Source organism: Actinosynnema pretiosum (assembly GCF_002354875.1).
In the GTDB taxonomy this organism is placed as follows: domain Bacteria; phylum Actinomycetota; class Actinomycetes; order Mycobacteriales; family Pseudonocardiaceae; genus Actinosynnema; species Actinosynnema auranticum.
This window is the reverse complement of sequence record NZ_CP023445.1, coordinates 7,025,783-7,050,527: the sequence shown is the minus strand read 5'-3', so window position 1 is coordinate 7,050,527 and position 24,745 is coordinate 7,025,783. Positions and strand designations below refer to the sequence as shown.

Genomic DNA, 24,745 nt, shown 5'->3' with positions numbered 1-24,745 from the left:
GGCACGCGGTCGCGGCGACCGTTTAGACTGCGTTCGACTCGACCTGTAGTGAGGGAGATGCACGTGGCCGAGATGACCGTCCAGCTCGTCGCCGTCGAACGCCGCCTGTGGTCCGGCTCTGCGAAGTCGGTGGTCGCGAAGACGACCGAGGGTGAGATCGGCATCCTGCCCGGTCACGAGCCCATGCTCGCCCAGCTCGTCGAGGGCGGCATCGTCAAGGTGCGCACCACCGACGGCGAGGTCGTCGCGGCGGCCGTGCACGGCGGGTTCCTGTCCGTGACCGCCGAGAGCGTGAGCGTGCTGGCCGAGGAGGCCGACCTCGCCCGCGAGATCGACGTCGACGCGGCCAAGCGGGAGCTGGAGAGCGCCGAGGGCTCCGACCGGTTGAAGGCCCAGGCCCGCATCAAGGCGGCCGGGCACACGGCCTGACGGGCCTGGACCGAGGGGACGGGGCAGCGCCGTGGTGGGGATCGCCGAAGTGGTCGGGGTGGTCCTGTTCCTCGCGGCGCTGGTGCTGACCTACACGGCCTGGCGGCGGGTGCGCCTGCTGCGCGCGGGCGGGGTGCACGTGGCCCTGCGCTCGCGGGTCGAGGAGAACGGGCGCGGCTGGCAGCTCGGGGTCGGGCGGTACCGGGGGGACGAGTTCGCCTGGTACCGGGTGTTCAGCCTGCGGGCGGGCCCCGACCGGACGATCCACCGGTCCGACTTCGAGATCGACACCCGGCGCGAGCCGACCGAGCCCGAGGCGTACGCGATGCCCGCGGGCGCGCGCGTGCTGCGGTGCAGGACGGCGTCCGGCGAGGTCGAGATCGCGATGGGGCCCGACGCGCTGACGGGGTTCCTGTCGTGGTTGGAGTCGGCCCCGCCCGGCCGGTCCATCCCCTGGGCCTCCTGAGCGGCCCGCAGCGGGCCGGAACGCGATGAGACCGCCGCCGACACCTGGTCGGGGCGGTCTTCGCGCTTCCGGGGGCGCTCAGGCGTTGTCGGCGGGCTTCCACAGGACGTCGCCGTCCGGGTTCGCCACACGGGCGAGGATGAACAGCAGGTCGGACAGGCGGTTCAGGTACTTCGCGGTCAGCGGGTTCGTGGTGTCCGGCTCGGCCTCGATGAGCGCCCACGTGCTGCGCTCCGCCCGGCGCGCCACCGTGCGGGCCTGGTGCAGCAGGGCCGCGCCGGGGGTGCCGCCGCTGAGGATGAACGAGTCGAGCTTGCCGAGGCGGGCGTTGAACTCGTCGCACCAGGTCTCCAGGCGGTCCACGTAGGCCTGGGTGACGCGCAGCGGCGGGTACTGGGGGTCCTCCACGATGGGGGCGCACAGGTCCGCGCCGACGTCGAACAGGTCGTTCTGGACGCGCAGGACCACCGCCTTGACGTCGTCGGCGAGGGCGCCGAGGGCCATCGCCACGCCGAGCACCGCGCCGGTCTCGTCCGCGTCCGCGTACGCCGCGATGCGCGGGGCGGTCTTCGGGACCCTGGAGAAGTCGCCGAGACCGGTGGTCCCGTCGTCGCCAACCCGCGTGTAGATCTTCGTGAGGTGAACGGCCATGCGGGCACCATAGGCCGCCCGGAACCCGTTCGGTTCGCCCGCTCCGTAGGATGAGCGCCACCCAGAGTCGAGGAGTTCGTTGGTGAGTGAGCACTTCCGGGTCCAGGGCGGCGCGCGCCTGGTCGGCGAGGTCGACGTCGTCGGGGCGAAGAACAGCGTCCTGAAGCTCATGGCCGCAGCGCTGCTGGCCGAGGGGACCACCACCATCACGAACTGCCCCGAGATCCTGGACGTCCCGCTGATGGCGGACGTGCTGCGCAGCCTCGGGTGCGAGGTGACGATCGAGGGCGACATCGCGACCATCACCACCCCGGCCGAGCTGAACCACCGGGCCGACTCGGAGGCGATGGGGAAGCTGCGGGCCAGCGTGTGCGTGCTCGGGCCGCTGGTCGGCCGGTGCAAGCGGGCCGTGGTCGCGCTGCCCGGCGGCGACGCGATCGGCAGCAGGCCGCTGGACATGCACCAGAGCGGCTTGCGCAAGCTCGGCGCGCACAGCGAGATCGAGCACGGGTGCGTGGTCGCCGAGGCCCAGGGGCTGCACGGGGCGCAGGTGTGGCTGGACTTCCCGAGCGTCGGGGCGACCGAGAACATCCTGATGGCGGCCGTGCTGGCGGACGGCACGACGGTGATCGACAACGCGGCGCGCGAGCCGGAGATCGTCGACATCTGCGTGATGCTCCAGCAGATGGGCGCGCGGATCGAGGGCGCCGGGACGTCGACGCTGACCGTGCACGGGGTGCCGGAGCTGCACCCGACCGAGCACCGGGTCATCGGCGACCGGATCGTGGGGGCGACCTGGGCGTTCGCGGCGGCGATGACCAGGGGTGACATCACGGTGCGCGGGGTGGACCCGAGGCACATCAACCTGGTGCTGGAGAAGCTCCGGACGGCCGGGGCGACGGTGACGACGGGGGAGAACGAGTTCCGGGTGGTGCAGGAGGGGCGACCGGAGTCGGTGGACTTCGTGACCCTGCCGTACCCCGGCTTCGCGACCGACCTGCAGCCGTTCGCGATCGCGCTGTCGGCGGTGTCGGAGGGGACTTCGATGATCACGGAGAACCTGTTCGAGGCGCGGTTCCGGTTCATCGAGGAGATGGTCCGGCTGGGGGCCGACGCCCGGACCGACGGGCACCACGCGGTGGTGCGCGGGGTGGAGCGGTTGTCGAGCGCGCCGGTGTGGGCGAGTGATATTCGGGCTGGGGCCGGGTTGGTGCTGGCCGGGTTGTGCGCGGACGGGGCCACGGAGGTTTACGAGATCTTCCACATCGAGCGGGGGTATCCGGGGTTCGTGGAGAACCTGCGGAAGCTCGGGGCGACTGTGGAGCGGGTTTCGGGCTGAGGGTTTGCGGGGTTCGGCCCGGCGCCCTGGTTTGGGGGCGCCGGGCTTTTGTGCGTCTAGGGGAGGCTGGGCTCGATCGCGGTGGCGATCGTGGTGGCCAGGGTGCAGGCTTCGTCCACCGAGATGTTGGCCGCCACGAAGACGTCGACCCTGGACTTCTCGCTGACCCCGATGACCGCGCTGCAGTCCAGTCCGGTCAGGGCCTTCTTGACGAGCTTCCCCTCGTGGGCGCCGATGGTGACGTCCGAGGGTTCTGCCTGATTGCCAAGGACGTAGTCCTTCAGACCGAGGTCGGCGTGGATGCTGAGCCTGATCGAGTTGTCCCGGCCGACGTACGCCTTGCAGGAGTCGGAGTCCACCTTCTCGATCTCTTCCAAGGGCGCTGCGCTGCCGGTTCTGCTCAGCAGTTCACAGGGGTCCAGCTTGGTCAGGTCCTGCGCGGAGGAGGACGCGGATGCGCTGCTGGACTCGGTGCGGGTTTCCTGCGTGGCTGCGGCGGACGGCTTTCCCGGTTCGGTGCTCGAACACCCCGCGAGGGCGATCAGGAGAAAGGCGGTGAGAGGGCGGAGCAGTTTCACTGTGTAGGCCAATCTGCTAATACTTGATTCTGCTGGAGACGTCTGTTTCGACTTCCCGGTAGTTCTCTGCCGCTTTCTCCATCGCTTCCCGCGCCTGGCCCAGGGCGATGGTGAGCTGCTCGATCGCCGGAACCACGCCGATGGTGCCCTTTCCACCTACGGCGTTCTCCACGTTGTACTTGCTCATGGCGATGGCGTCGGGACTCGTGCCGAGCTTCGTCTCCTGCTGCAGCTCGTACAGCGTGCCGCGGAGGTCGCCGAGCTTCCGCAGCGCTTCGTCGATCGCTTTGAGGTAGTTCTCCGCCCCCGCGCGCGAGATGGCGAACCCGCCTGATGACGCCAACTGCGCCAGGCTGTTGGCGTTCGCTGTCATCGCGCCCATCGCCTGCGCGCTCCACGCTTCCACGATCTTGCCCCCCCCCTGGGCTGGTGATTCCGGTATCCCCCCGGCCTCAGCCTAGGACGTCCACCCGTCCCGCGGCCCCGAAATCGGCGCTCTCACGGCCCCTTGCGCAACAGCAGTTTCGCGTCCGCCACGTCCGCCGGGAACACCAGCAGCAGGTGCGCCCCGTCCCTCCGGACGGCGGTCGCGCGCAGGCCCGCCGCGTGCAGGCGGGACAGCAGGACCTGCGCGGCCTCCTCCGTGGGGACCAGGGCCACCTCGCGGAGCAGGCCGAAGTCGGTGCCGGTGTGGTCCGGCACGGCTCGTCTGTCGTCGCCGAACGCCCAGCGCAGCACCAGCGCCAGCAGGCCCAAGGCGACCGCCAGCAGGAGCACAGGGGTGAGCGTCGTCACGGTCCTGAATGGTCCTCCACGTGCGTGCCCGTCGGCAACGGCGCGGCACGGGGACGACACCGTTCAGCGCAGGGGCCAGGGGCCAGGGCCCAGGCTCAGCGCAGCCCGGCCAGGACCTCCGCCGTCGACGCGATCCGGGCGAAGCCGCCGCCCCTCAGGTTGACCTCCGTCGCGTGGCACAGCTGGTCCGCCGTCAGGTCCTCCAGGTCGAACGTGTACGTCGCGTCCAACACCACGGTCACCCGGTACCCCAGGTTCCCCGCCACCCGCGTGCTCGTCTCCACGCACATGTTCGTCTGGATCCCCACCAGCACCACGTCCGCCACACCCCGCTCGCGCAACCAGCCGTCCAGGTCCACCTCCCCGTGGAACGCCGAGTTCACCGACTTGCCGAACACCAGATCCGCCCGCTCGACGTCCAGGAACGCCTGCAGCGCGTTCCCCGGCCGGTCCGGGCGCAGCGGGGAGCCCTCCTCCACCGAGTCGTGCCGCACCAGCACCACCGGGCCCCGCCAGGCGTTCTGCAGCGCCTCGATGTTCGCCTCCGCGTCCGGGTTGTTGCGCGCGCCCCACACCGGGTCCGCGAATCCCTGCTGCACGTCGATCACGATCAGTGCGGTCTCCATGGGCACGAGTCTGGTCGCAGCGGTGCGGGGGCGATCACGCGGCACTAGCGTCGGGGGCATGGGCGAGCACATCAGCGTCGAGCGCACCGGTGACGTCGTGCGCATCACCATGGACCGGGCCGGGCGGCGCAACTCGCTGTCCGGGGACCACCTCGCCGAGCTGCTGGCCGCGTTCCGCGCGGTCGCGGCCACCGACGCGGCCGGGGTCGTGCTGGCCGGGGACGGGCCCGCGTTCTGCTCCGGGCACGACTTCGCCGACGTCGCCGAGCGGGACCTCGGCGGGGTGCAGGAGCTGCTGCGGGTGTGCGTCGAGCTGATGCGCACGATCCAGGCGGTGCCGCAGGTGGTGATCGCGCGGGTGCACGGGGTGGCCACGGCCGCCGGGTGCCAGCTGGTGGCGTCGTGCGACCTGGCGGTGGCCGCCGAGGACGCCTCGTTCGCGCTGCCCGGCGGCGGTGGCGGGTGGTTCTGCCACACGCCCGCCGTGCCCGTGGCGCGCTCGGTGGGGCGCAAGCGGCTGATGGAGCTGGCGCTCACCGGTGACCCGATCGACGCGCAGACCGCGCTGGAGTGGGGCCTGGTGAACCGGGTCGTGCCGCTCGCGTGGCTGGACTCGGCGGTGGACGAGCTGATGGCCCGCGCCACCCGCGGCAGCCGGGCGAGCAAGGCCATGGGGAAGCAGACGATCTACGCGCAGCTCGACCGGCCCGAGGCGGACGCCTACGCGATCGCGGCCGAGGTCATGGCGGCCTCGTCGCAGACCCCCGCCGCGCGCGAGGCGATGGCGGCGTTCCTGGAGAAGCGGGACGCCCGCTGGGTGGACTGACGCGGGTGGACTGACGCGGGGGACCGGTCTGGGCGGCCCGCGGGACCTGAGCGGTCCGGCGGGCCGCCCGAGGCGTCACAGCGCCTTGTAGAACACCGTCGTGGACCTCAGCTCACCGGTCGGGTCGGCCGCGAAACCGGGGATCGTCCCGACCTCCGCCCAGCCCGCCGACCGGTACAGCCCCTCGGCGGGCGACCCGGTCTCGGTGTCGAGCACGAGCAGCGCGACGCCGCGCGACGCCGCGCCCTCCTCCACCGCCCGCAGCAGGGACCTGCCCACGCCGCCGCCCCGCGCGTCCCGGCGGACCGCCAGCTTGCCCACCTCGGCGCGGTGACGGCCGTTCTCCGCCTGCGCCAGGGTCAGCACCGCCGTGCCCACGACCTCGCCGCCGCGCCTGGCAACCCACACCGCCTGCCTGCCGTTCGCCACCGCCGCGGCCCGCGCCCGCCACCACGCCGTGGCGGCCTCGTGCGTCAGCGGGGCCAGGAAGCCCAGGGACGCGCCTCCCGCGACCGCGTCCACCAGCACCCCCGCCAGCGCCGGCGCTTCGGCCAGCACCTGCGGGGAACCCAGCTCCACCGCGCCGTCCCGCACCGGACCGCCGCCGCCCGCGGGCGCCGCGCCGCCCAGGCCGTCCCCGGTCACGAGCCTCACGGCTGCGCGTTCTCGTGCAGCAGGAGCAGGGTGTACGCGGCGATCGACTGCGCGTCGGTGATCTCCCCGCGCGTGATCATCGCCTCGAACTCGGCCCTCGGGAACCACGCCGAGCGCATGTCCTGCTCCTCGTGCTCCCGCTCGTGGAACCCCTCCACGAGGTCCGTCGCCAGGAACACCCGGCCGCGCTGGCTGGACATGCCCGGCGCGACGTCGAGCACCCCCAGCTCCACCATCCGGCCCGCCCGCAGCCCGGTCTCCTCCCGCAGCTCCCGCGCCGCGAGCACCGACGGCGGTTCGGCGGCCAGGTTCGGCGCCGTGCCCTGCGGGAACTCCCAGCGGCGGAGCTTGATCGGGTAGCGGTACTGCTCGACCAGGCGCAGGCGCTCCCCGTCGAGCGGGATCACCAGCGCGTAGTCCGGCTTGTCCACCACGCCGTAGATCCCGGTGCTGCCGTCGTTCCTGCGGATCGGGTCCTCGCGGACCGTCATCCACGGGTTCGCGTAGACCTGGCGTGACCCGAGCGTCTCCACTCTCACTCTCCCTGTGCCGACCAGCGGGCGCCCCCGCCCGCAGCCCGAAGTACACCACCACCCGGCAGGGGGACCGAAGCCCGAAGGCCCGTGCAGGCGCCACCGGGGACCCCACCCGCGCGACACCCGCAAGGTACCTGCCGGTGCGGTGGCGGTCGCACCCCGTAGCCTGTCCCGCGTGCGCCTCGTCATCGCTCACTGCCAGGTCGACTACGTCGGACGCCTCACGGCACACCTGCCGCCGGCCCAGCGGCTGCTGCTGATCAAGGCGGACGGCTCGGTGTCGATCCACTCGGACGACCGGGCGTACAAGCCGCTGAACTGGATGAGCCCGCCGTGCTGGCTCATCGAGGACCCCGACGTGTGGGTCGTGCAGAACAAGGCGGGCGAGAAGCTGATCATCACCCTGCACGAGGTGCTGCACGACTCCAAGCACGAGCTCGGCCCGGAACCCGGCCTGGTGAAGGACGGCGTCGAGGCCGACCTGCAGAAGCTGCTCGCCCAGCACGTGACCACCCTCGGCGACGGCTGGACCCTCGTGCGCCGCGAGTTCCCGACGGCGATCGGGCCGGTGGATCTGATGTGCCGCGACTCGGACGGGAAGTCGGTCGCGGTGGAGATCAAGCGGCGGGGTGAGATCGACGGGGTGGAGCAGCTGACCAGGTACCTGGAGCTGCTCAACCGGGACCCGCTGCTGGCGCCTGTGCGGGGGGTGTTCGCGGCGCAGCAGATCAAGCCGCAGGCCCGGACGCTGGCGGAGGACCGGGGGATCCGGTGCGTGGTGCTGGACTACGACGCGCTGCGGGGGATCGAGCCGGACGAGTTCCGGTTGTTCTGACGCGCGGCTGGAGGTGTCGTGGCACGACTTCGTGAAGTGGCGATCGTGTCGTGCGACATCGTGGGGCACTCGGCAGCCACTGATGACGAGCAGTTGAACCGGGTCGAGCGGATCAACGAGATCGTCGGGAACTTAATCCGCGCGCACGAGCCCGGTGACGTGTTCTGGGCCTCCGGTGGCGACGGCGGGCACGTCGTGTTCCTCGAGGAGGACTGGCCGCTCGCCGCAGTCGGTCTCGTCGAGGAACTGCACGGTTGGGCGCAGGAGGAGCAGGTCAGCCTCCGGATCACCGGGCACTTCGGCCTGGTGGCCAGCATCCACGGCGCCGACGGGCGTGAGCAGCTGGTGGGCTCTCCGATCAACTACGCGGGCTGGCTGATGAGTCGGGTCAAGCCCACCGGGGTGGTCGTCTCGGACGCCTTCCGGGAAAGAGCCCAGCCGGTGCTCGGAGATGAGTGGAAGTTCCACGAGCCCTGGCTCCTGCCCAATCCGGACTTTCCCGAGCAAATGCTGTACCTCCTGTCCTCCGACAAGATCGATTCGCGGTGGTTCTCCCTGCAGGAGAGCGATCAGAACGGTTTGGCGGAAAGTGTCAAAAAGGGGGATGCCTGGGGCGTCATCCGGTATGTGAAGCGCATATGGCAGGCCGACGTCAACAACGAGCAGGTCGCGGGTGCGTTGGGGGCGGTGAAGAGGCTCGGCGGTCTGCGATCGTTGCGCGACCAGACTGTGAACCCCTTTCTCGGCTACTTCGACGACGCACTGCTGGAGAAGGTCGTCCGACTGGGACAGCTGGTCGAGCGACGGGCGGGTGAGCGGGTCTGCCGATTCGGTGACACGGGAGATTCGCTCTTCGTGATCCTGGCGGGCGAGCTCGGCGTCTACCGGTCCGAGGGCAAGGAGTCCGAGGAAGCCAAGCCCATGCACCGCATCGGGAAGGGCGAGGTCGCCGGTGAACTGGCCTACGCCTTGGCGCGCACCCGAACCGCCGACCTGGTTGCCCTGACCGATGTCTCGCTGTTGTCCTACTCCAACGAAGAGATCAACAAGAATCTGTCGCACAGCAGTGACGGTGCGCGGGCCCGTGAGGGCATCGACAAGTTCATCACCGGTCGGGTGCTGGAGCACATCTGCGACAACACGGACTACCTGCTCGGCAGGAAACCGCCTGAGGACGCCCTTGACGAGCGGGAGGTGTGGAGGCGCTCGGTGGAGAGGCTGAAGCGCCACTGCCAGTTGATCCGGAAGCCGCCGGGGCTCAACCACAGCCTGGAGGACATCCGGAGTGCGGAGGGGCAGCGCACCGGGATCTTCATCCTGGTCGCCGGTCAGGTCCAGGACGAGGAGCGCGGGAAGGAGGTGCTGAACAGCATGAGCTTCCCGGTGCTCTGGTGCGAATTACCGGGATTACTGTCCACGCGAACGCGGTCCTACCGCGTCCACGAGAAGCCGGTGATCATTCTCAGGGTGTTGGAAGCGGGCATCGAAGAGCTGTCCGTGAAACAGCAGGAGGTGATGAAGAAAGCCCTCGAGCGCGAGTTGGGTGGACAATCCGGCGAGTACGAGTACGACCTCTTCCTGTGCCACTCCTCGAAGGACAAGCCTGTTGTCCTGGAGATCTACGAGCGCCTGCGCGCGGCCGGGCTGCGGGTGTGGCTGGACAGGGAAGAGGTGCGGCTCGGTGCGAAGTCCGTCGAAGCCATCGAGAGCGGCTTGAAGAAGGCGCGCTATCTGCTCGCTTGCGTGAGCGAGTCCTTCCACGAAGCACGGTGGGCGAAGCAGGAGGTTGAAGCGATGGTGCACCTGGACCTCGACCGGGACAACGGTGGTTCCATCATTCCGCTGCTGCTGGACGAGTCCGTTTCGCTGGAGGGGAGCCTCCGGCCGTTCCTGCGGGACCCGAACCGCTACTGCTACACCCGTGACGGCGAGTTCGAGCGCCTGGTCGCCGCCTTGCTGTCCTCCCGCTGAGGACTGCCCCCACGGGCAGAGTTCGAGGATGGCCTGTTCGGGCGCGTGGTGAGGGGGTGGTGCGGGGATACGCTGCTGAGCCCCTGACCCGGTGGCTGAGGAGGTCCTCGGTGCGAAGACGGCTGGTGCTCGTGGTGGTTGGCCTGGTCGTGGGTGCTGCGGGCGGGTGCGTCGGGGACGAGGGTGGGGGGATGCCCCTGCCTTCTGCTCTGCCGCTCAGCTCGCCGGTCAGCTTCTCCGTCGCGCCCGCTTCCGCGCCCGTGGTGGGGAGCGGGAGGGTCGTCGCCGATCCCGTGTCCGGTGGAGGTGGGGACGAGGTGTTCGTCAGCGGGGACGGGTTTCCCGCCGGGGAGCGGGTGGTCATCACCTTTCACGGGGTTGCCGTGGGGGGCGGGGTGGTGGACGCGGCCGGGCGCTTCGAGCGGGTCTCGGTGAAGGTGCCCGGATCGTTGCGCGGCGTCGGGGCCCAGGTGTTCATCGACGTCGGGGCTGGGCCCGTGCGCGCCCAGGCCCCGTTCGTCCTCACCAGGTGATCAGCGCAGGGAGTGCAGGAAGGTCGACCAGCTCACCTCGGGGAACAGCAGCACCGGACCTGTCGGGTTCTTCGAGTCGCGAGCAGCGATCGTGTCGCCTGCGGGGGCGATCTCGACGCAGCTCGCGCCGTTGCCGCTGTAGCTGCTTTTGCGCCACGGCGCATCCGGCAGACCTGTCTCGTGCATGATCTCTAGCCTTTCTCAATCACTCGGATCGATCTTGGCGATGAACGCCGCCGAGTCCTTGGGGCTGGACGCCATCGCGACCAGGTGGTCGAAGGTGTTCCGGAACCGCTTGAGGTCGGCGTCCGACTCCAGGAAGACCTCGCCCGCCTGGCTGTCGATGTAGACCAGGTCGCTGTCCATCGGGTCCTCGAACTCCAGCGCGATGAACTCGCCCGGCATCCCTGGGTGCGCGCCGTCGTCGAAGCGGAGGACCTGGATGGTGATGTTGGGGGCCTCGGCGGCTCGGACCAGGTGTTGCCGCTGCTTCCGCATGACCTCGGGGCCGCCGACCGAGCGCCGGAGCGCCGCCTCGTCGATGACCACCCACAGCTTGAGCGGGTTCGCACCGATCAGCAGCGCTTGGCGCCCCAGGCGCGCCTTCACCCGGTTCTCCACCTGCTCGGCGGACGCCGTGTGCAGCACGCCGCTGATCACCGCGCGGGCGTAGTCCTCGGTCTGGAGCAGACCGGGGATGAACAGCGACGAGTAGTTGCGGACGCCCTGCGCCTCGGCCTCGAAGCTGATGTACGTCGTGTAGTCCGCGGACAGGGTCTCGTGCCACGGCCGGATCCAGCCCGGCTTCGTCGCTTCCTTCGACAGCGCCCGCATCGCCGCCTGCTCCTGCTCGGGGCAGCCGTACGTGGTCAGCATCGTCATCAGCGTCCGGTTCTGCGGACGGACCTTCGCGGTCTCGATGCGGTAGATGGTGGCCTGGTTGATGCCGGTCTGCTCCTCGACCTCCTCGCGGCTCAGCCCGGCGTCCTCGCGCAGCAGCCTGAGCTGACGAGCCAGCCTGCGCAGGCGGATCGTCGGAGTGCTCTTCTTCGCGGCCACGATCTCCAATTCTTCCCCAACTCCCCTCGGGAGCCACGCAAGTGTGGCTGTGTTTCGGGATCACCTCAAACTCGACCGCAAGTGCAACCCTCGCTTATGCAAGGCTTGCACTTATTCTCTTGTGCAGGCATCCTTGCACGACGCTGCGGAGGTGATCCGTCAACCCGCCGCGGCCACCTGGGGAACTCGGCAGGGCTTGACCCGGAAGAGGGACGTATTCGTGAACCAGAGCACGAGCACAGCGGGCACCGGTGACCGGGACGCGGCGTTGGACGCGGCGTTCGGCGCGTACGTGCGGGAGGTCGCCGAGGTCGGCGCGCCGCGGCTGTTCGCGGTCGTGGAGGAGATCGGCGACCGGAGCGACGCGCGGGTGGTCGGGTACGGGCTGGAGTACGCCGACCGGGCCGAGAGCGCCGCCGTCGGCGGCGGGGTGCGGATGTCGTCCGAGGACGCCGAGGGCGCGCGGCAGCTGTTCGAGATCACCGGCGGGAACCGGGCGCACCTGGTGTGGGTGGGCGGCCCCGAGGAGGGGGTGGGCGGGGACGGCTGAGCCGTCCCCGCCCACGAGTGGTCAGGCGCAGGCGCGGGCGCCCGCGCGGGCGCGCAGGAGGGCCTCGTGGACGCCCTCCCTGGACAGGTCCAGCCTCGCCGCCAGCTGCTCCAGGACCGTGCCCCGGTCGAACACCGACAGCGGCACGTGGCAGTCGATCAGGTCGGCCCGAACCCGGCCGGGGTAGATGTGGCCGTCCGGCCTGCGGGAGAGCGCGATGCCCTCCCTCGGGTCGCCGCCGTCGAGCAGCAGGAAGCCGCCCGCCGCGCCCTCGTCCTGGGCCAGGTGCACCACGTCGCGCTGACCCGCCAGCCACGTCCGCTCCACGCCCAGCACGGCCGCCGCGCCGCGCAGGTAGTCCACCGGGCCGCTCCTCGGCCTCGCCTCGCAGGTGAACAGCAGCGGCAGGTGCTCCGGGTAGCCCTGGGTGCGCGCGTCGATCAGCGCGGCCCGCGCGTGCACCACGCCCGCGTTGTAGCCGCCCGCGAAGTCCGCCGGACCGCTGCGGTGCCGCAGCAGCACCAGCCTCCCCGCGTCCTGGTGGGCGGCCAGCGCGCCGGGGTGGTGGCTCACGCACACCGGGTCCTCGGGGTAGCCGATGTCGCGGATCAGGAACCGCAGGTCGTACCCACCCGCGGCGGTGTAGGCGTCCAGCTCCTTGGGCAGCAGCTCCCGCGACCGGTACGCGACCCCCTGAGCAGCGCTTTCGGTTTGATGGTCCACCTAATGGAGTACGTGGTTTGAAGGTGGGTAGTTCATACCGGTGCTCGACACCACTCCGGGTCGCGAGATCCCGGAGACCCTGTGATGCTCTGCGTTACCGGAGGTGAACGGAAGGTGCCCGTGCTGGCTGCGGAGGCTGATCTCCGCCTGGACGCGGGGGCGCTGGACTACGCCCTGCTCGCCCTCTACTTCGTCGTGGTGCTCGGGATCGGGTTCCTCGCCCGCCGCTCCGTGTCCACGAGCCTGGACTTCCTGCTGTCCGGGCGCTCCCTGCCCGCCTGGGTCACCGGCCTGGCGTTCGTGTCCGCCAACCTCGGCGCGATCGAGCTGCTCGGCATGGCCGCCAACGGCGCCCAGTACGGCATGGCGACCATGCACTACTACTGGGTCGGCGCCATCCCGGCGATGGTGTTCCTCGGCCTGGTGATGATGCCGTTCTACTACGGCTCCAAGGTCCGCAGCGTCCCCGAGTTCCTGCGCCGCCGCTTCGGCAAGGGCGCGCACCTGGTCAACGCGATCAGCTTCGCCGTCGCCCAGGTCCTCATCGCGGGCGTCAACCTGTACGCGCTGGCCCTGCTGCTGAACCTGCTGCTCGGCTGGCCCATCCCGCTGTCCGTGGTGATCGCCGCGCTGATCGTGCTGGCCTACACCACCCTCGGCGGGCTCTCGGCCGCGATCTACAACGAGGTCCTCCAGTTCTTCGTGATCATCGCCGCGCTGCTGCCGCTCACCATCGCGGGCCTGCACAAGGTCGGCGGGTGGCAGGGCCTGGTCGACAAGGTCACCGCGGGCCCCGGCGGCGAGGAGCAGCTGTCCGCGTACCCGGCGACCGAGCTGACCGGGTTCGAGAACCCGGTGCTGAGCGTCATCGGCATCGTGTTCGGCCTCGGGTTCGTGCTGTCCTTCGGCTACTGGACGACGAACTTCGCCGAGGTGCAGCGCGCCCTGTCCGCCAAGAGCATGTCGGCGGCCAAGCGCACCCCGATCATCGGCGCCTACCCGAAGGCGCTGATCCCGGCCGTCATCGTCATCCCCGGCATCATCGCCGCCGTCGTCGTGCCCGAGGTGAGCGCGCTCAAGGCGGGCGAGGCGGCGGGCGGCGTCACCTACAACAACGCGCTGCCGCTGCTCATGCGCGACCTGCTGCCCAACGGGATGCTCGGCGTCGCCATCACCGGCCTGCTCGCCTCGTTCATGGCGGGCGTCGCGGCGAACGTGTCCTCGTTCAACACGGTGTTCACCTACGACCTGTGGCAGGACTACGTCCGCAAGGACCGGCCCGACGGCTACTACCTGAAGGTCGGCCGCTGGGCCACGATCGGCGGCACGGTCATCGCCATCGGCACCGCGTTCCTGGCCGCCGGCTACGGGAACATCATGGACTACATCCAGTCCCTGTTCTCGTTCTTCAACGCCCCGCTGTTCGCCACGTTCATCCTCGGCATGTTCTGGAAGCGGATGTCCGCCGCGGCGGGCTGGACCGGCCTGGTCGCGGGCACGCTCGCGGCCGTGCTGGTGTTCGCGCTCGCCGAGACCGGGGTGCTCGACCTGCCCGGCCAGGGCGCGAGCTTCCTGGGCGCCGCCGCGGCGTTCGTGGTCGACATCGTGGTCAGCGTGGTCGTCACCCTGTTCACCGAGCCGGTGCCGCGGGAGCGGCTGTCGGGGCTGGTCTACGGGCTCACGCCCAAGGGCGACCTCGCGCACGGCACGGAGGGCGAGGACGCGGGTTGGTACCGGTCGCCCGCCCTGCTCGGCGGCGGCGTCCTGCTGCTGACCGCCGTGCTCAACATCGTTTTCAGCTGAGGGGGAGTCGTGGCACGCGGAACTGCCGGGTTGTTCGACCTGCGGTTGGTGATCGCGGCGCTGTTCGCGGTGTACGGGGTGGTGCTGGTGGTGGTCGGGCTCGGCTTCACCGACGACGCCGACCTCGCGAAGGCGGACGGGTGGAACGTGAACCTGTGGTCCGGGGTCGGCATGGTCGTGGTGGCCGCGGCCTTCGGGGCCTGGACGGCGCTGCGACCGCTCGTGGTGCCGGACCCGGAGGACGTGACCGAGGGGGAGGGGGCGGACGCGCGGGAAGGGGGCATCTGAATCGTTCCCGGAGCGTGTTGTGATCGCATCGTGAGGCGGAACACCCCGATGCCGCCACGCCGGACCCGAACGGTCGCTACCGTGCAGTTCGTGCACCGATCCGCCGCCGTGCTCTGCGCCCTGCTCCTCGTCGTGGCCGGGTGCTCCGGGACCGACCTCGCCAAGCACTCCCCGTACCCGAGGGAGACGCTCGACGCCGGGGCCGCGAACAGCGCGGACGAGAACGGCGGCAGCACCGACGAGGGCGTCCCGCCCGGATCGGTCGGCACGCCGGTGTCCGCCGAGTTCTCCGGCGAGAAGCTGCGCGCCACGGACGTGTGCAAGCTGGTGGACGAGACCGTGCTCAGGAAGCACGGCACGCCCGCCGAGCTGACCGGCAACAACTTCGGCGAGTGCAGCAACTACATGAAGGACAAGGCGGGCAAGAGCCTGTCGGTCACCCTGGCGTTCCGCAGCTCGTCCGCGCTCTACGCGAAGTCCGACAAGCGCATCGAGGGCCTCAAGCTCGGCGAGAACGTGCTGGAGGGGCAGGCCTGCTTCGTCTCCGGCGTGTTCCAGGACGAGCCGCCCATGGACCTCACCGCGCAGATCAGCTACAAGAGCGAGAACAACTGCGAGATCGGCCGCGAGCTGCTGTCGGCGGCGATCAAGCGGGTCAAGGCCGGTTCGGCGCTCCGGACCAACCCCAAGGGGTCGCTGGCCTCCGTCGACCCGTGCCGCGCGCCCGACCCGGCCGTGGTCGAGGCCGCGATCAACGCGTCCGGCTCGAACGTGCTGGAGATCCCGCTCGGCCTGCCCACGTGCAGCTGGAGCAGCCGCGAGCGCAGCCTGATGCTGGCCTTCCAGCAGGTCGCCGTCGCGCCGAGGAAGCTGCCCGGCGACAAGACCGTCGACGTCGACCTCGGCGGCGGCGTCACCGGGCGCAAGCTGGACGAGTCCGGCTCGGCGTTCCCCAGCTGCAAGATCGAGTGGACGCACCGGGACCTCGGCGCGGGCGGCGCCGAGGTCGCCCGGCTCACCACCTCGGGGTCCAAGGAGGTCCAGTACGACCGGTGCGAGACGGTCACCACCGTGGCCAAGGCGCTGGTCGCGAAGCTGCCTCGGGGCTGAACGGGGACGTGACAGGGGGAGCACAACCCGTTACCGTTCGGTAACACCCGATCGTGGAGGTCCCCCGATGACGCAGACCGCAGAGGCGAAGTCCGAGCGAGGCGGCGACGGGTCGGAGCTGCTCACCTCGCACGACCCGCGCACCGGTGAGGTGGTCGGGCGCCACCCGGTCCACGGCGCCGACGACGTCGCCGCCGCCGTCCGCCGGGCCCGCGACGCCTCGCTCCACTGGGCCGCCCTCGACTTCGACGGCCGCCGCGCCCGGCTCGACCGCTGGCGCAAGCTGCTCAGCAGGCGCGCCGACGAGCTGTGCGCGCTGATCAGCGCCGAGACCGGCAAGTCGGCCGACGACGCGCGCCTGGAAGTCGCGATGGTCCTGGACCACCTGCACTGGGCCGCCAAGCACGCCCGCAAGACCCTCGGCCGCCGCCGCGTCGCCACCGGGCCCGTCATGCACAACCACGCCGCGACCCTGGAGTACCGGCCGTTCGGCGTCGTCGGCGTCATCGGGCCGTGGAACTACCCGGCGTTCACGCCCATGGGCTCCATCTCGTACGCGCTCGCGGCGGGCAACGCCGTCGTGTTCAAGCCCAGCGAGCACACCCCCGGCGTCGGGCGCTTCCTGGCCGACTCGTTCGCCGAGGCCGTCCCCGAGCAGCAGGTGCTCCAGGTCGTCACCGGCTACGGGCCGACCGGGGCCGCGCTGTGCGGCGCGGGCGTCGACAAGCTCGCGTTCACCGGCTCCACCGCCACCGGGCGGCGGGTCATGGCCGAGTGCGCCCGCACCCTCACGCCCGTGCTGGTCGAGTGCGGCGGCAAGGACGCGCTCATCGTCGCCGAGGACGCCGACCTGGAGGCCGCCGCGCGCGGGGCCGTGTGGGGCGGGCTGTTCAACGCCGGGCAGTCCTGCGCCGGGGTCGAGCGGGTGTACGTGGCCGAGGCGGTCGCCGACGCGTTCGTCGAGCTGGTCACCCGCAAGGCCGCGAGGCTGCGCCCCGGCGGCTCGCCGGACGCCGACTTCGGGCCGATCACCATGCCCAAGCAGGTCGACGTCATCGCCGCGCACGTCGCCGACGCCCTGGACCGGGGCGCGACGGCGGCGGTCGGCGGGCGCGAGTCGATCCGGCCGCCGTACGTGGAGCCGGTGGTGCTGCTCGACGTGCCCGAGGACGCCGAGGCGGTCACCGAGGAGACGTTCGGGCCCACGCTGGTGGTCAACCGGGTGGCCGACGCGGACGAGGCGGTGCGGCGGGCCAACGCGCTGCGGTACGGGCTCGGCGCGGCGGTGTACTCCAAGGCGCGCGGCGAGGAGCTGGCGGCGCGGCTGCGGTGCGGGGTGGTGTCGATCAACTCGGTGCTGGCGTTCGCGTCGGTGCCCGCGCTGCCGTTCGGCGGGGTCGGCGACTCCGGGTTCGGGCGCATCCACGGCGAGGACGGGCTGCGCGAGTTCACCTACGCGCACGCGGTGTCCCGGCAGCGGTTCGCCGGGGTGCTGGACCCGATGACCTACGAGCGCGGGAACCGGACGGTGCGGCGCGTGCTGCGGCTGGTGCGGGTGCTGCGCGGGCGGTGAGCCCCGGCCGGGGTCCCCGGCGGCGCTTCCCGGTGGTCGTCCGGGGCGGCGCGAACGCTCCACCCTGATCAGCGGAAGGCCCCGGCGCAAGCACCGAAGGGCCGCGTTCCCGGTCGACCTCGGCCCCCGGTGCCCGCCCCTCCCAGCGGGTAGGAATGGGAGGGACGGTCAGCGGCGATCGGAGGCTCCAGTGAAGAAGGTCATCAACGATCCGGGCACCGTGGTGGTGGACGCGCTGCGCGGTGTGGCCGCCGCGCACCCCGACCTCCTCGACGTGCGGTTCGACCCGGCGCTCGTGCTGCGCGCCGACGCCCCGGTGTCCCGCAAGGTCGCCCTCGTCTCCGGCGGCGGGTCCGGGCACGAGCCGCTGCACGGCGGGTTCGTCGGGCGCGGGATGCTCGACGCGGCCTGCCCCGGCCCGGTGTTCACCTCGCCCACCCCCGACCAGGTGCTCGCGGCCCTGGTCGCCACCGACGGCGGCGTCGGCTCGCTGCTGCTGGTCAAGAACTACACCGGCGACGTGCTCAACTTCGAGACCGCCGCCGAGCTGGCCGCCGCCGAGGGGCTGGAGGTGCGCACCGTGCTGATCGACGACGACGTCGCGGTGAAGGACTCGCTGCACACCGCCGGGCGGCGCGGGGTCGCCGGGACCGTGCTGGTGGAGAAGATCGTCGGCGCGGCGGCCGAGCGCGGGGTCGACCTGGACGGGTGCGAGGCGCTGGCCCGCGAGGTCGTCGCCAGGGTGCGGACCATGGGGCTGGCGCTCGCGCCGTGCACCGTCCCGCACGCAGGCGAGCCCAGCTTCGACCTCGGCGACGACGAGGTGGAGCTGGGCATCGGCATCCACGGCGAGCCCGGCCGCAGCCGCGTGCCGCTGGGCAGCGCGGACGAGCTGGTCGACGCGCTGCTCGGGCCCGTGCTGGAGGACCTGCCGTTCGCCGAGGGCGACGAGGTGCTGCTGCTCACCAACGGGATGGGCGGGACACCGCTGGTCGAGCTGTACCTGGCGCACGGCGTCGCCGAGGCGCGGCTGGCCGAGCGCGGGATCAGCGTGCGGCGGCGGCTGGTCGGGTCGTACGCCACCAGCCTGGAGATGCAGGGGCTGAGCCTGACGCTGCTGAAGCTGGACGACGAGCTGGTCGAGCTGTGGGACGCGCCCGTTCGCACCGCCGCGCTGCGCTGGGGGCTGTGATGGGGTGCGGGGCGCGCGAGGTCGCCGGGGCCGTCCGGGTGCTGGCCGAGGTGGTGGTGGCGCACCGGAACGAGCTGGTGCGGCTGGACCGGGAGATCGGTGACGGCGACCACGGGGAGAACCTGAGCCGGGGGTTCCTGGCGGCGGCGGAGAAGGTCGCGCGGGACGAGCCCGCGACGCCGGGGGCGGTGCTGAGGCTGGTCGCCACGACGCTGATCTCCACCGTGGGCGGGGCCGCCGGGCCGCTGTACGGGACGGCGCTGCTGCGGGCCGCCACCGCGCTCGGGGAGGCCGCCGAGCTGTCCGGGGACGACGTCGCGCACGCGCTGCGGGCGGCGCTGGACGGGGTCGTGGCGCGGGGCAAGGCGCAGGTCGGGGACAAGACGATGGTGGACGCGCTGAGCCCGGCCGCCGCCGCGGCGGCCGGGCTGGGCGGGGCCGGGGTGGGCGAGGTGCTCGCCGCCGCCGCTGCCGCCGCCGAGGGCGGGGCGCGGGCGACCGTGCCGCTGGTGGCGCGCAAGGGGCGGGCCTCGTACCTGGGGGAGCGGTCCGCCGGGCACATGGACCCCGGCGCGCGGTCGACCGCGCTGCTGCTGGGGGCGCTGGCGCGGGTGGCCGCCGGGTGAGCGTGGGGGTCGTGGTGGTCTCGCACAGCCGCAAGCTCGCCGAGGGGGTGGTGGAGCTGGCCGGGCAGATGGCGCCGGACGTGCGGCTCGTCGCCGTCGGCGGGGACGGCGGTGGCGGGCTGGGGACGGACCACGCGGCGGTGGTCGAGGGGCTGGCCGACGCCGGTGGCGGGGACGGGGTCGTGGTGCTGTTCGACCTCGGGAGCGCGCGGATGGTCGCGGACCTGGCGGTGGAGGAGTTCGACGGGGCGGCGGTGGTCGTGGACGCGCCGCTGGTGACCGGGGCCGTCGCGGCGGCCGTGGCGGCCCAGGGCGGTGCGGCGCTGGAGGCGGTGGTGGCGGCGGCGCTCGGGGCCTGGGGGAGCGGGGAAGGGGCGGGCGGTGGCGGCGCCCCAGGTGACGGCGCTGGCGGTGGCGTTGCCGGTGACGGCGTGGTGCGGGCGGTGGTGCCGCTGGTCAACGAGGTCGGGTTGCACGCGCGGCCCGCCGGGCTCATCGCGCGGGCGCTGGCCGGGCTGGACGCGCGCGTGGCCGTCCGGCACGGCGGGCGGGAGGTCGACGCGCGCAGCGCGCTGGAGCTGATGGGGCTCGGCGCGGTCGGCGGGGACAGCGTGGAGGTCGTCGCGGTCGGGGCCGACGCCGAGGAGGCGGTGCGGCGGGTGGCCGGGCTGGCCGCGCGCGGGTTCGACGGGTGAGCGCCTGCGCGCTACCCGACGTAGCCGGGACCGGGGCGCGATCGTCCGGTCGGGGTCCTGCGGACGGGCGCGCAGCGGGTGGTCCGGGCGGGCGGAAGCCCAGGTCGGCGGGTGATCCCGCGCCCGCGGGCGCACCTGGCGAGACAGGGCGCTCACCCCTTTGGCATGGTTGTGCCATGCGGCGCGCGGTGATCTCACTCATGGTGCTGGTGCTCGGCGCGACGAGCGCGTGCACCCACTCGGTCAACGGGACCCCGGTCCCAGGGGTGCTCGACGTGGAGCAGCCGTTCTCGTCGACCAGCCCCGGCAGCAGCGCCAAGCCGAGCGGGGACGACAGCGCGGCGCAGGACTACTGCGACCTGATCAGCTGGAAGGACCTGCCCTACGAGGTGGCGGACAAGTCCGCGCCGCCCACCGACGTCGGGTACGACCCGGACTTCGACCAGTCCTGCAAGTGGCAGCACAGCACCGGGACGCTCGACGTCGGCGTGACGCTGCGCTTCCGCGAGGACCGGCCGATCACGCTGGACAAGACCAACGGCGAGTACACGGTCGACGGGCGGAAGGTCGCCTACTTCGACCGGACCACGGACTCCAGCGTGCAGCCGTCGTGCGTGATGGTCATGGACTACGCCGGGGGCGGGGTCGGGATCATCGTGATCGACGGGTCGGCCAAGTACGGGGCGATCTGCGAGCAGGGCAAGGCCGTGGCGGAGAAGCTGCTGGCCCAGGAGCCGTGACCGGGCATCGGTGAGCTCCCCGCGGGACCGGTCGGGCTGCGCGCCCGGCCGGTCCCGCCGGTCCTCGGTTCCGGGCCGTCAGCCGCAGCAGCCGCCGCCGCAGCACCCACCGCCACCGCCACCGCCCTGGGGCGCGGTCGCGCCGGAGCTCAGGCCCGCCATCGACAGCAGCTTCACCGTGTCCGCGTGCCCGTCCGGGCAGCTCGCGGGGGCGGACGCCTCGCTCATCGGGCGCTGGACGTCGAAGGTCGAGCCGCAGGCGCGGCAGCGGAACTCGTAGGTCGGCACGCGGCCATTGTCGCCCGGAGCGCGCGGTGGGCACCAGAGCGCCCCGGTGTTGTCGGACGGGTGACCCCGGTCGCGTGATGGAGGTCTCCGACCGTGCATCGCCCGTCGGTGGGCTTGGTGCGTTCGGGGGATGCCCGGTGCGGATACGGTTGTCGCGTGCCGCGCCGCAACCGCCCCAAGCACACCGGAGAGCCCTCGACCCCCGGCGGCCACGGCTGGGCGCGGTCCGAGACGGGGGCGGACGGCGAGTGGCTGGTCCGCGCCATCTCCGGCGCGGGCACCACGAAGACCTACCGCTGCCCCGGCTGCGACCACGAGATCCGGCCCGGCACCCCGCACGTGGTGGCCTGGCCCGCCGCCGACTACGGCTCGGTGGAGGACCGCAGGCACTGGCACCAGTCCTGCTGGAACGCCCGCGCGCGGCGGGGGCCCTCGTCCCGGCGCTGGTAGTCCCGGCGCCGGTGGTCCCGGCGCCGGTGGCGGCCACCCGGTCCGCGCGGGCTCACGGCCTGCGGTAGACGAGCAGCTCGCCCTCCTCCGGGTCCAGCTCCACGGCGCCGCTGCGCGCCAGGCCCAGCTTCTCCGCCACGCGCTGGGCCGGGGTGTTCTCCGGGGCGGTGACGACCACCGGTGGCAGGTCCGGGTGGCTGACCGCCGCCCGCTCCAGGGACGCGCGCGCCATCTCGGTCGCGTAGCCCCGCCCCCAGTGCCGCGGGCGGAAGCTGTACGACAGGTTCAGCACCCGCTCGCCGCCCACCGCGTGCACGCGCAGGCCGCCCACGCCGAGCAGCTCCCCGCTCTCCCGCGAGAGCACCGCCCAGTAGCCGATGCCGTCGTCGCGCCAGTGCTCCCGCCAGCTCGCCAGCAGCTCCGCCACCTCCCGCGGCGTCCTCGGGCGCGCCGGGTTGTGCGCGTGCGCCGCCGGGTCGGTCAGCACCTCGGTCACCGCGGCCAGGTCGGCGTCGGTGGTCCTGCGCAGCAGCAGGCGCCCGGTCAGCACCTGGTCCGGGTAGCGCGCCGGGTGATCGGTCATGCGGCGACGGTAGCGGCGGGGTCTGACAGATTGGGGGGCGTGGAAACCTCGCCGCTCGTCCTGCTGCACGCCTTCCCCGTCGACTCCCGCATGTGGGACGGGGTCCGCGAACGCCTCACCCCGATCACGCCCGACCAGCGCGCGGGCGGCGAGCCCGACCTGGCGGGCGCGGCCCGGCGGGTGCTGGCGGAGCTGGACGGGCGGGGGATCGGGCGGGTGGTGCTCGGCGGGTGCTCGATGGGCGGGTACGTCGCGATGGCGCTGCTGCGGATCGCGCCCGAGCGGGTGGCCGGGCTGGTGCTGGTCGACACCAAGGCGGTCGCCGACGCGGAGGAGGCGCGGGACAAGCGGCTGGCGGTGGCGCGCGAGGTCGACGAGCACGGGGTCGGCGCGGTGGTCGGCTCGGTGAGCGGGCTGCTCGCGCCCGGATCGCCGCTGGTGGACGAGGTGCGGGCGGTGGTGCTGGGGCAGCGCGCCGAGGACGTGGCCTGGGCGCAGCGGGCGATGGCGGCCCGGCCCGACTCGACGGCGCTGCTGCGGGAGGCGGACGTGCCGAAGCTGGTCGTGGTCGGCGAGCGCGACGCGGTCACGCCGCCGGAGGGGGCGCGGGCGCTGGCGGGGGAGATCGGGGCGACCTGCGTGGAGCTGGCCGGGGTGGGGCACCTGGCGCCCTGGGAGGCGCCCGAGGCGTTCGCGGACGCGGTGCTGGACTGGCGGCGCGCGACGGGCGTGTGAGGGCCTGACCAGGCCGAGGACCCGCGTCGGCCGGCCCCCCGGACGCGAAGAGGCCCCAACGCGAAGGACCCCCGGCCGGAGCCGGGGGTCCTTCGCTGGGCCTTGCCTTCGGGGTCTGCGCCGCGCGGCGCGGTGGTCAGCGCTGGGCGGGCTGCGCCTTCGGCGGGATCGGGCGGACCATCTTCTGGGTCGGGCCGTCCGGGCCCTGCGGGGGCTTGTTCTCCTGCTGCTCGCCCTGCTTGCCCGCGAGCTGCACGGTCACCGGGTCGACCTCGGCGGCCTTCTTGTCCACCGGCTTCGGGCGCGCCATCAGCTGGGTCGCCTCCGCGCCCGCGGGCTTGGCCGCCGACCCGGCCGTCACCTGGGACGTCGCGATCGAGGCGGCCACCTGCGTCGCCGCTACCTGCGGGGACGCGCCCGCCTCCTCGGCGGCGCGGGCCTGCTGCTCCTCGTCCAGCGGGTCCAGCAGCGGGGTCACGTCCAGCAGGGCCGAGCGCACCGAGTGCAGCTGCTGCGACAGCCGGTTGCGCAGCTGCTTGAGCGCCTCGACCTTCTGCGTCGCCGACGTCACCCTGCGGTTGGACTCCTCGGTGGCCTCCCGCACCCGGCGGTTCGCCTCGTCCGTGGCCTCCTGCACGCGCGCGGTCGCCTCGGACAGCGAGTCGTGCCGCCTGCGGTTCGCCTCCTCGGTGGCCTCGCGCACCAGGCGCTGGGCCTCCGCGTTCGCCGCCGCCTGCTCCTGCGCGACCTGCGCCCTGATCCGGGCCGCCTCGTCGGTCGCCTCGCGGAGCCTGCGCTCGGCCTCGTTCTTGCTGCTCGCCTCCTGCTCGGCGAGCGTCTTCATCGACTCCACGCGACGGGCCGCCATCGCGATCTCGAAGTCCTCCTCGACCGTGGTGCGGCGCTGCTGCGCCTCCTGGTCGATCCGGCCCGCCTGCTCGCGCGCGTCCGCGACGATCTTCTCGGCCTCGGCGCGCGCGCCCTCCAGCACGCCCCGGTGCTCGTTCTCCATGTCGACGCGGCGCTGGTCCAGCTCGCCGATCAGGGCGTCGTACCTGCTGCGCAGCGCGCCCGCGTCCGACTCGGCCTTGGCCCGGATGTGCCCGCCCTCGGCCTCGGCGCGCGCCTTGATCTCGTTGGCCTCGTCCTGGGCGAGGCGCAGCATCCGCTGCAACCGCTCGCTCAGCCCCTCCAGCGTGGTGGGGGGCATCGACAGCCGGTCGATCTGGTTGCGCAGGTCCGCCATCTCGGAGCGCGCGGCCTCCAGCTGGCGGGCCAGGTCGCTGGTCTGCGACATGGCCGCGTCGCGGTCGGCGGCGAGCAGGCGCAGGTCGGAATCGAGGCGCTCCAGGTGTTCCTCGACCTGCCCGCGGTCGTACCCGCGTTTGACGATGTCGAAGCCGGAGCCGAGGGGAACGAGGTCACGGTCGTCGGCGAGGCCCATGCCGCCAACGCTACCCGCTCCGGGTGTCCCACCGGCACTCGAAGGCCGCACAGCGGGACGATCTTCCTTGCCAGGACAGGATCGTGGAGCCGGGGGCGCGCGGCGCGGGCGTCCGTTCGGGGGCGCTCCGAACGGGTCGGGAACGCCCCCGGCGGCGCGGGCGCCCGCGCCGCGCGAAGATCAGTGCGCGGCGGGCTCGACCAGCTCGACCAGCACGCCGCCCGCGTCCTTGGGGTGCACGAAGTTCACCCGGCTGCCGCCCGTGCCGCGCTTGGCGCTCGCGTACAGCACCCGCAGCCCGGCCCCGCGCAGCCGCTCGGCCGCCGCGTCCACATCGGACACCCGGTAGGCCAACTGCTGGAGGCCGGGGCCCGAGCGGTCGAGGAACTTCGCGATGGTCGACTTCGGGCTGAGCGGGGCGAGGAGCTGCACCGCCGTGCCGCCGCCGCCGTCGCCGGGGGCGCGCAGCATGGCCTCGCGCACGCCCTGCTCCTCGTTGACCTCCTCGTGCGCGACGACGAGGCCGAAGGTCTCCCGGTGGAAGGCGATGGCCTCGTCCAGGTCGGGCACCGCGATGCCGACGTGGTCCACCGCCGTGATCAACCCGCTCAGCAGCTCCATGCCCGCGGAGCGTAGTGGCGCGCCCC

32 protein-coding genes are annotated in these 24,745 nt (G+C 72.6%); 18 read left to right on the top strand and 14 right to left on the bottom strand.

Annotation, left to right across the window (positions count from 1 at the left end; genetic code table 11):
• Window positions 1–63: 63 nt before the first annotated feature.
• The gene (locus CNX65_RS30190; RefSeq protein ID WP_096498080.1) at window positions 64–429 is read left to right on the top strand and encodes a F0F1 ATP synthase subunit epsilon; all 366 of its coding nucleotides are present in this window, start codon (window positions 64–66) and stop codon (window positions 427–429) included.
• 34 nt (window positions 430–463) lie between these two features.
• Entirely contained in the window at window positions 464–895 is a 432-nt protein-coding gene (locus tag CNX65_RS30185) for a DUF2550 domain-containing protein (protein WP_096498079.1), read from the top strand.
• 78 nt (window positions 896–973) lie between these two features.
• Here CNX65_RS30185 and CNX65_RS30180 read toward each other — a convergent pair whose 3' ends face one another.
• On the bottom strand, window positions 974–1,546 hold the full coding sequence (locus CNX65_RS30180; protein WP_096496771.1) for a cob(I)yrinic acid a,c-diamide adenosyltransferase: 573 nt from the start codon (window positions 1,544–1,546) through the stop codon (window positions 974–976).
• An 82-nt stretch (window positions 1,547–1,628) separates the two neighbouring features.
• Here CNX65_RS30180 and murA point away from each other — a divergent pair, with 82 nt between their 5' ends.
• Window positions 1,629–2,885, top strand: a complete 1,257-nt coding sequence (gene murA, locus CNX65_RS30175) for a UDP-N-acetylglucosamine 1-carboxyvinyltransferase (protein ID WP_096496770.1) — start codon at window positions 1,629–1,631, stop codon at window positions 2,883–2,885.
• 56 nt (window positions 2,886–2,941) lie between these two features.
• Here murA and CNX65_RS30170 read toward each other — a convergent pair whose 3' ends face one another.
• The 4 genes from CNX65_RS30170 to CNX65_RS30155 all read right to left on the bottom strand — a co-directional run bounded on the left by CNX65_RS30170 (window position 2,942) and on the right by CNX65_RS30155 (window position 4,884).
• Window positions 2,942–3,463: a DUF3558 family protein gene (locus tag CNX65_RS30170; protein ID WP_232520221.1), complete on the bottom strand. Its 522-nt coding sequence runs from the start codon at window positions 3,461–3,463 to the stop codon at window positions 2,942–2,944.
• A 16-nt stretch (window positions 3,464–3,479) separates the two neighbouring features.
• A complete protein-coding gene (locus tag CNX65_RS30165; RefSeq protein ID WP_232520069.1) occupies window positions 3,480–3,869 on the bottom strand; it encodes a hypothetical protein in 390 nt (129 codons plus the stop codon).
• A 92-nt stretch (window positions 3,870–3,961) separates the two neighbouring features.
• The gene (locus CNX65_RS30160; protein WP_015804820.1) at window positions 3,962–4,258 is read right to left on the bottom strand and encodes a hypothetical protein; all 297 of its coding nucleotides are present in this window, start codon (window positions 4,256–4,258) and stop codon (window positions 3,962–3,964) included.
• Window positions 4,259–4,353: 95 nt separating this feature from the next.
• On the bottom strand, window positions 4,354–4,884 hold the full coding sequence (locus CNX65_RS30155) for a cysteine hydrolase family protein (protein ID WP_096496767.1): 531 nt from the start codon (window positions 4,882–4,884) through the stop codon (window positions 4,354–4,356).
• Window positions 4,885–4,942: 58 nt separating this feature from the next.
• On the opposite strand from CNX65_RS30155, the gene CNX65_RS30150 reads away from it, so the two are divergent.
• Complete coding sequence (locus tag CNX65_RS30150; RefSeq protein WP_096496766.1) at window positions 4,943–5,710, top strand: enoyl-CoA hydratase-related protein; 768 nt, start codon at window positions 4,943–4,945, stop codon at window positions 5,708–5,710.
• A gap of 75 nt (window positions 5,711–5,785) precedes the next feature.
• Here the strand turns inward: CNX65_RS30150 and CNX65_RS30145 are convergent, their stop codons facing one another.
• Entirely contained in the window at window positions 5,786–6,364 is a 579-nt protein-coding gene (locus CNX65_RS30145; RefSeq protein ID WP_198320568.1) for a GNAT family N-acetyltransferase, read from the bottom strand.
• Window positions 6,361–6,897, bottom strand: coding sequence for an NUDIX domain-containing protein (locus CNX65_RS30140; RefSeq protein ID WP_096496765.1), 537 nt, complete (start codon window positions 6,895–6,897; stop codon window positions 6,361–6,363). Before CNX65_RS30140 ends, CNX65_RS30145 begins: the two co-directional genes overlap by 4 nt.
• Window positions 6,898–7,075: 178 nt before the next feature.
• Between CNX65_RS30140 and nucS the strand changes: the two genes are divergently transcribed.
• From nucS to CNX65_RS30125, 3 genes are all read left to right on the top strand, one after another.
• Window positions 7,076–7,735 (top strand): endonuclease NucS, encoded by a 660-nt coding sequence (gene nucS / locus CNX65_RS30135; protein WP_015804815.1) that lies wholly within the window; start codon window positions 7,076–7,078, stop codon window positions 7,733–7,735.
• Window positions 7,736–7,753: 18 nt separating this feature from the next.
• Window positions 7,754–9,706, top strand: a complete 1,953-nt coding sequence (locus tag CNX65_RS30130; protein WP_157767903.1) for a TIR domain-containing protein — start codon at window positions 7,754–7,756, stop codon at window positions 9,704–9,706.
• 110 nt (window positions 9,707–9,816) lie between these two features.
• Window positions 9,817–10,239: a hypothetical protein gene (locus tag CNX65_RS30125; protein ID WP_157767902.1), complete on the top strand. Its 423-nt coding sequence runs from the start codon at window positions 9,817–9,819 to the stop codon at window positions 10,237–10,239.
• On the opposite strand, the gene CNX65_RS30120 is transcribed toward CNX65_RS30125, so the two are convergent.
• Both CNX65_RS30120 and CNX65_RS30115 read right to left on the bottom strand, forming a co-directional pair.
• On the bottom strand, window positions 10,240–10,425 hold the full coding sequence (locus CNX65_RS30120; protein WP_096496762.1) for a DUF397 domain-containing protein: 186 nt from the start codon (window positions 10,423–10,425) through the stop codon (window positions 10,240–10,242).
• Between the two features lie 15 nt (window positions 10,426–10,440).
• The gene (locus CNX65_RS30115) at window positions 10,441–11,298 is read right to left on the bottom strand and encodes a helix-turn-helix domain-containing protein (RefSeq protein WP_096498077.1); all 858 of its coding nucleotides are present in this window, start codon (window positions 11,296–11,298) and stop codon (window positions 10,441–10,443) included.
• A 220-nt stretch (window positions 11,299–11,518) separates the two neighbouring features.
• On the opposite strand from CNX65_RS30115, the gene CNX65_RS30110 reads away from it, so the two are divergent.
• Window positions 11,519–11,848, top strand: coding sequence for a hypothetical protein (locus CNX65_RS30110; protein ID WP_096496761.1), 330 nt, complete (start codon window positions 11,519–11,521; stop codon window positions 11,846–11,848).
• Window positions 11,849–11,869: 21 nt separating this feature from the next.
• On the opposite strand, the gene CNX65_RS30105 is transcribed toward CNX65_RS30110, so the two are convergent.
• Window positions 11,870–12,571 (bottom strand): hypothetical protein, encoded by a 702-nt coding sequence (locus CNX65_RS30105; protein ID WP_096496760.1) that lies wholly within the window; start codon window positions 12,569–12,571, stop codon window positions 11,870–11,872.
• Between the two features lie 114 nt (window positions 12,572–12,685).
• On the opposite strand from CNX65_RS30105, the gene CNX65_RS30100 reads away from it, so the two are divergent.
• From CNX65_RS30100 to CNX65_RS30065, 8 genes are all read left to right on the top strand, one after another.
• Window positions 12,686–14,374: a sodium:solute symporter family protein gene (locus CNX65_RS30100; RefSeq protein ID WP_096496759.1), complete on the top strand. Its 1,689-nt coding sequence runs from the start codon at window positions 12,686–12,688 to the stop codon at window positions 14,372–14,374.
• Between the two features lie 9 nt (window positions 14,375–14,383).
• Window positions 14,384–14,662, top strand: a complete 279-nt coding sequence (locus CNX65_RS30095) for a hypothetical protein (RefSeq protein ID WP_096496758.1) — start codon at window positions 14,384–14,386, stop codon at window positions 14,660–14,662.
• Window positions 14,663–14,752: 90 nt separating this feature from the next.
• Window positions 14,753–15,772, top strand: coding sequence for a hypothetical protein (locus tag CNX65_RS30090; protein ID WP_157767901.1), 1,020 nt, complete (start codon window positions 14,753–14,755; stop codon window positions 15,770–15,772).
• A gap of 67 nt (window positions 15,773–15,839) precedes the next feature.
• Window positions 15,840–17,345: an aldehyde dehydrogenase family protein gene (locus tag CNX65_RS30085; RefSeq protein ID WP_096496756.1), complete on the top strand. Its 1,506-nt coding sequence runs from the start codon at window positions 15,840–15,842 to the stop codon at window positions 17,343–17,345.
• Window positions 17,346–17,535: 190 nt separating this feature from the next.
• On the top strand, window positions 17,536–18,537 hold the full coding sequence (gene dhaK / locus CNX65_RS30080) for a dihydroxyacetone kinase subunit DhaK (protein WP_096496755.1): 1,002 nt from the start codon (window positions 17,536–17,538) through the stop codon (window positions 18,535–18,537).
• Window positions 18,537–19,163 carry a dihydroxyacetone kinase subunit DhaL gene (gene dhaL, locus CNX65_RS30075; protein ID WP_096496754.1) on the top strand — a complete coding sequence of 209 codons (627 nt, stop codon included), beginning with the start codon at window positions 18,537–18,539 and terminating at the stop codon, window positions 19,161–19,163. Before dhaK ends, dhaL begins: the two co-directional genes overlap by 1 nt.
• A complete protein-coding gene (gene dhaM, locus CNX65_RS30070) occupies window positions 19,160–19,858 on the top strand; it encodes a dihydroxyacetone kinase phosphoryl donor subunit DhaM (RefSeq protein ID WP_232520068.1) in 699 nt (232 codons plus the stop codon). Before dhaL ends, dhaM begins: the two co-directional genes overlap by 4 nt.
• 176 nt (window positions 19,859–20,034) lie before the next feature.
• Window positions 20,035–20,598 carry a DUF3558 family protein gene (locus CNX65_RS30065; RefSeq protein ID WP_096496753.1) on the top strand — a complete coding sequence of 188 codons (564 nt, stop codon included), beginning with the start codon at window positions 20,035–20,037 and terminating at the stop codon, window positions 20,596–20,598.
• 78 nt (window positions 20,599–20,676) lie between these two features.
• On the opposite strand, the gene CNX65_RS30060 is transcribed toward CNX65_RS30065, so the two are convergent.
• Window positions 20,677–20,886 carry an FmdB family zinc ribbon protein gene (locus CNX65_RS30060; protein WP_015804801.1) on the bottom strand — a complete coding sequence of 70 codons (210 nt, stop codon included), beginning with the start codon at window positions 20,884–20,886 and terminating at the stop codon, window positions 20,677–20,679.
• A gap of 156 nt (window positions 20,887–21,042) precedes the next feature.
• On the opposite strand from CNX65_RS30060, the gene CNX65_RS30055 reads away from it, so the two are divergent.
• Complete coding sequence (locus CNX65_RS30055; protein ID WP_096496752.1) at window positions 21,043–21,336, top strand: hypothetical protein; 294 nt, start codon at window positions 21,043–21,045, stop codon at window positions 21,334–21,336.
• 52 nt (window positions 21,337–21,388) lie between these two features.
• On the opposite strand, the gene CNX65_RS30050 is transcribed toward CNX65_RS30055, so the two are convergent.
• Window positions 21,389–21,919 carry a GNAT family N-acetyltransferase gene (locus CNX65_RS30050; protein WP_096496751.1) on the bottom strand — a complete coding sequence of 177 codons (531 nt, stop codon included), beginning with the start codon at window positions 21,917–21,919 and terminating at the stop codon, window positions 21,389–21,391.
• A gap of 39 nt (window positions 21,920–21,958) precedes the next feature.
• Here CNX65_RS30050 and CNX65_RS30045 point away from each other — a divergent pair, with 39 nt between their 5' ends.
• Window positions 21,959–22,654, top strand: a complete 696-nt coding sequence (locus CNX65_RS30045; RefSeq protein WP_177154442.1) for an alpha/beta fold hydrolase — start codon at window positions 21,959–21,961, stop codon at window positions 22,652–22,654.
• A 136-nt stretch (window positions 22,655–22,790) separates the two neighbouring features.
• Here CNX65_RS30045 and CNX65_RS30040 read toward each other — a convergent pair whose 3' ends face one another.
• Both CNX65_RS30040 and mce read right to left on the bottom strand, forming a co-directional pair.
• Window positions 22,791–24,098 carry a coiled-coil domain-containing protein gene (locus tag CNX65_RS30040; RefSeq protein WP_096496749.1) on the bottom strand — a complete coding sequence of 436 codons (1,308 nt, stop codon included), beginning with the start codon at window positions 24,096–24,098 and terminating at the stop codon, window positions 22,791–22,793.
• A gap of 180 nt (window positions 24,099–24,278) precedes the next feature.
• Window positions 24,279–24,719: a methylmalonyl-CoA epimerase gene (gene mce / locus CNX65_RS30035; RefSeq protein ID WP_096496748.1), complete on the bottom strand. Its 441-nt coding sequence runs from the start codon at window positions 24,717–24,719 to the stop codon at window positions 24,279–24,281.
• Between the last annotated feature and the right edge of the window lie 26 nt (window positions 24,720–24,745).

Excerpts from the sequence above, each read along its gene's own strand:
- CNX65_RS30180 (WP_096496771.1), bottom strand. The coding sequence starts at position 1,546 with ATGGCCGTTCACCTCACGAAGATCTACACGCGGGTTGGCGACGACGGG.
- CNX65_RS30155 (WP_096496767.1), bottom strand. The coding sequence starts at position 4,884 with ATGGAGACCGCACTGATCGTGATCGACGTGCAGCAGGGATTCGCGGAC.
- CNX65_RS30150 (WP_096496766.1), top strand. The coding sequence starts at position 4,943 with ATGGGCGAGCACATCAGCGTCGAGCGCACCGGTGACGTCGTGCGCATC.
- CNX65_RS30120 (WP_096496762.1), bottom strand. The coding sequence starts at position 10,425 with ATGCACGAGACAGGTCTGCCGGATGCGCCGTGGCGCAAAAGCAGCTAC.
- CNX65_RS30085 (WP_096496756.1), top strand. The coding sequence starts at position 15,840 with ATGACGCAGACCGCAGAGGCGAAGTCCGAGCGAGGCGGCGACGGGTCG.
- dhaL (WP_096496754.1), top strand. The coding sequence starts at position 18,537 with ATGGGGTGCGGGGCGCGCGAGGTCGCCGGGGCCGTCCGGGTGCTGGCC.
- CNX65_RS30065 (WP_096496753.1), top strand. The coding sequence starts at position 20,035 with ATGCGGCGCGCGGTGATCTCACTCATGGTGCTGGTGCTCGGCGCGACG.
- CNX65_RS30050 (WP_096496751.1), bottom strand. The coding sequence starts at position 21,919 with ATGACCGATCACCCGGCGCGCTACCCGGACCAGGTGCTGACCGGGCGC.
- CNX65_RS30040 (WP_096496749.1), bottom strand. The coding sequence starts at position 24,098 with ATGGGCCTCGCCGACGACCGTGACCTCGTTCCCCTCGGCTCCGGCTTC.
- mce (WP_096496748.1), bottom strand. The coding sequence starts at position 24,719 with ATGGAGCTGCTGAGCGGGTTGATCACGGCGGTGGACCACGTCGGCATC.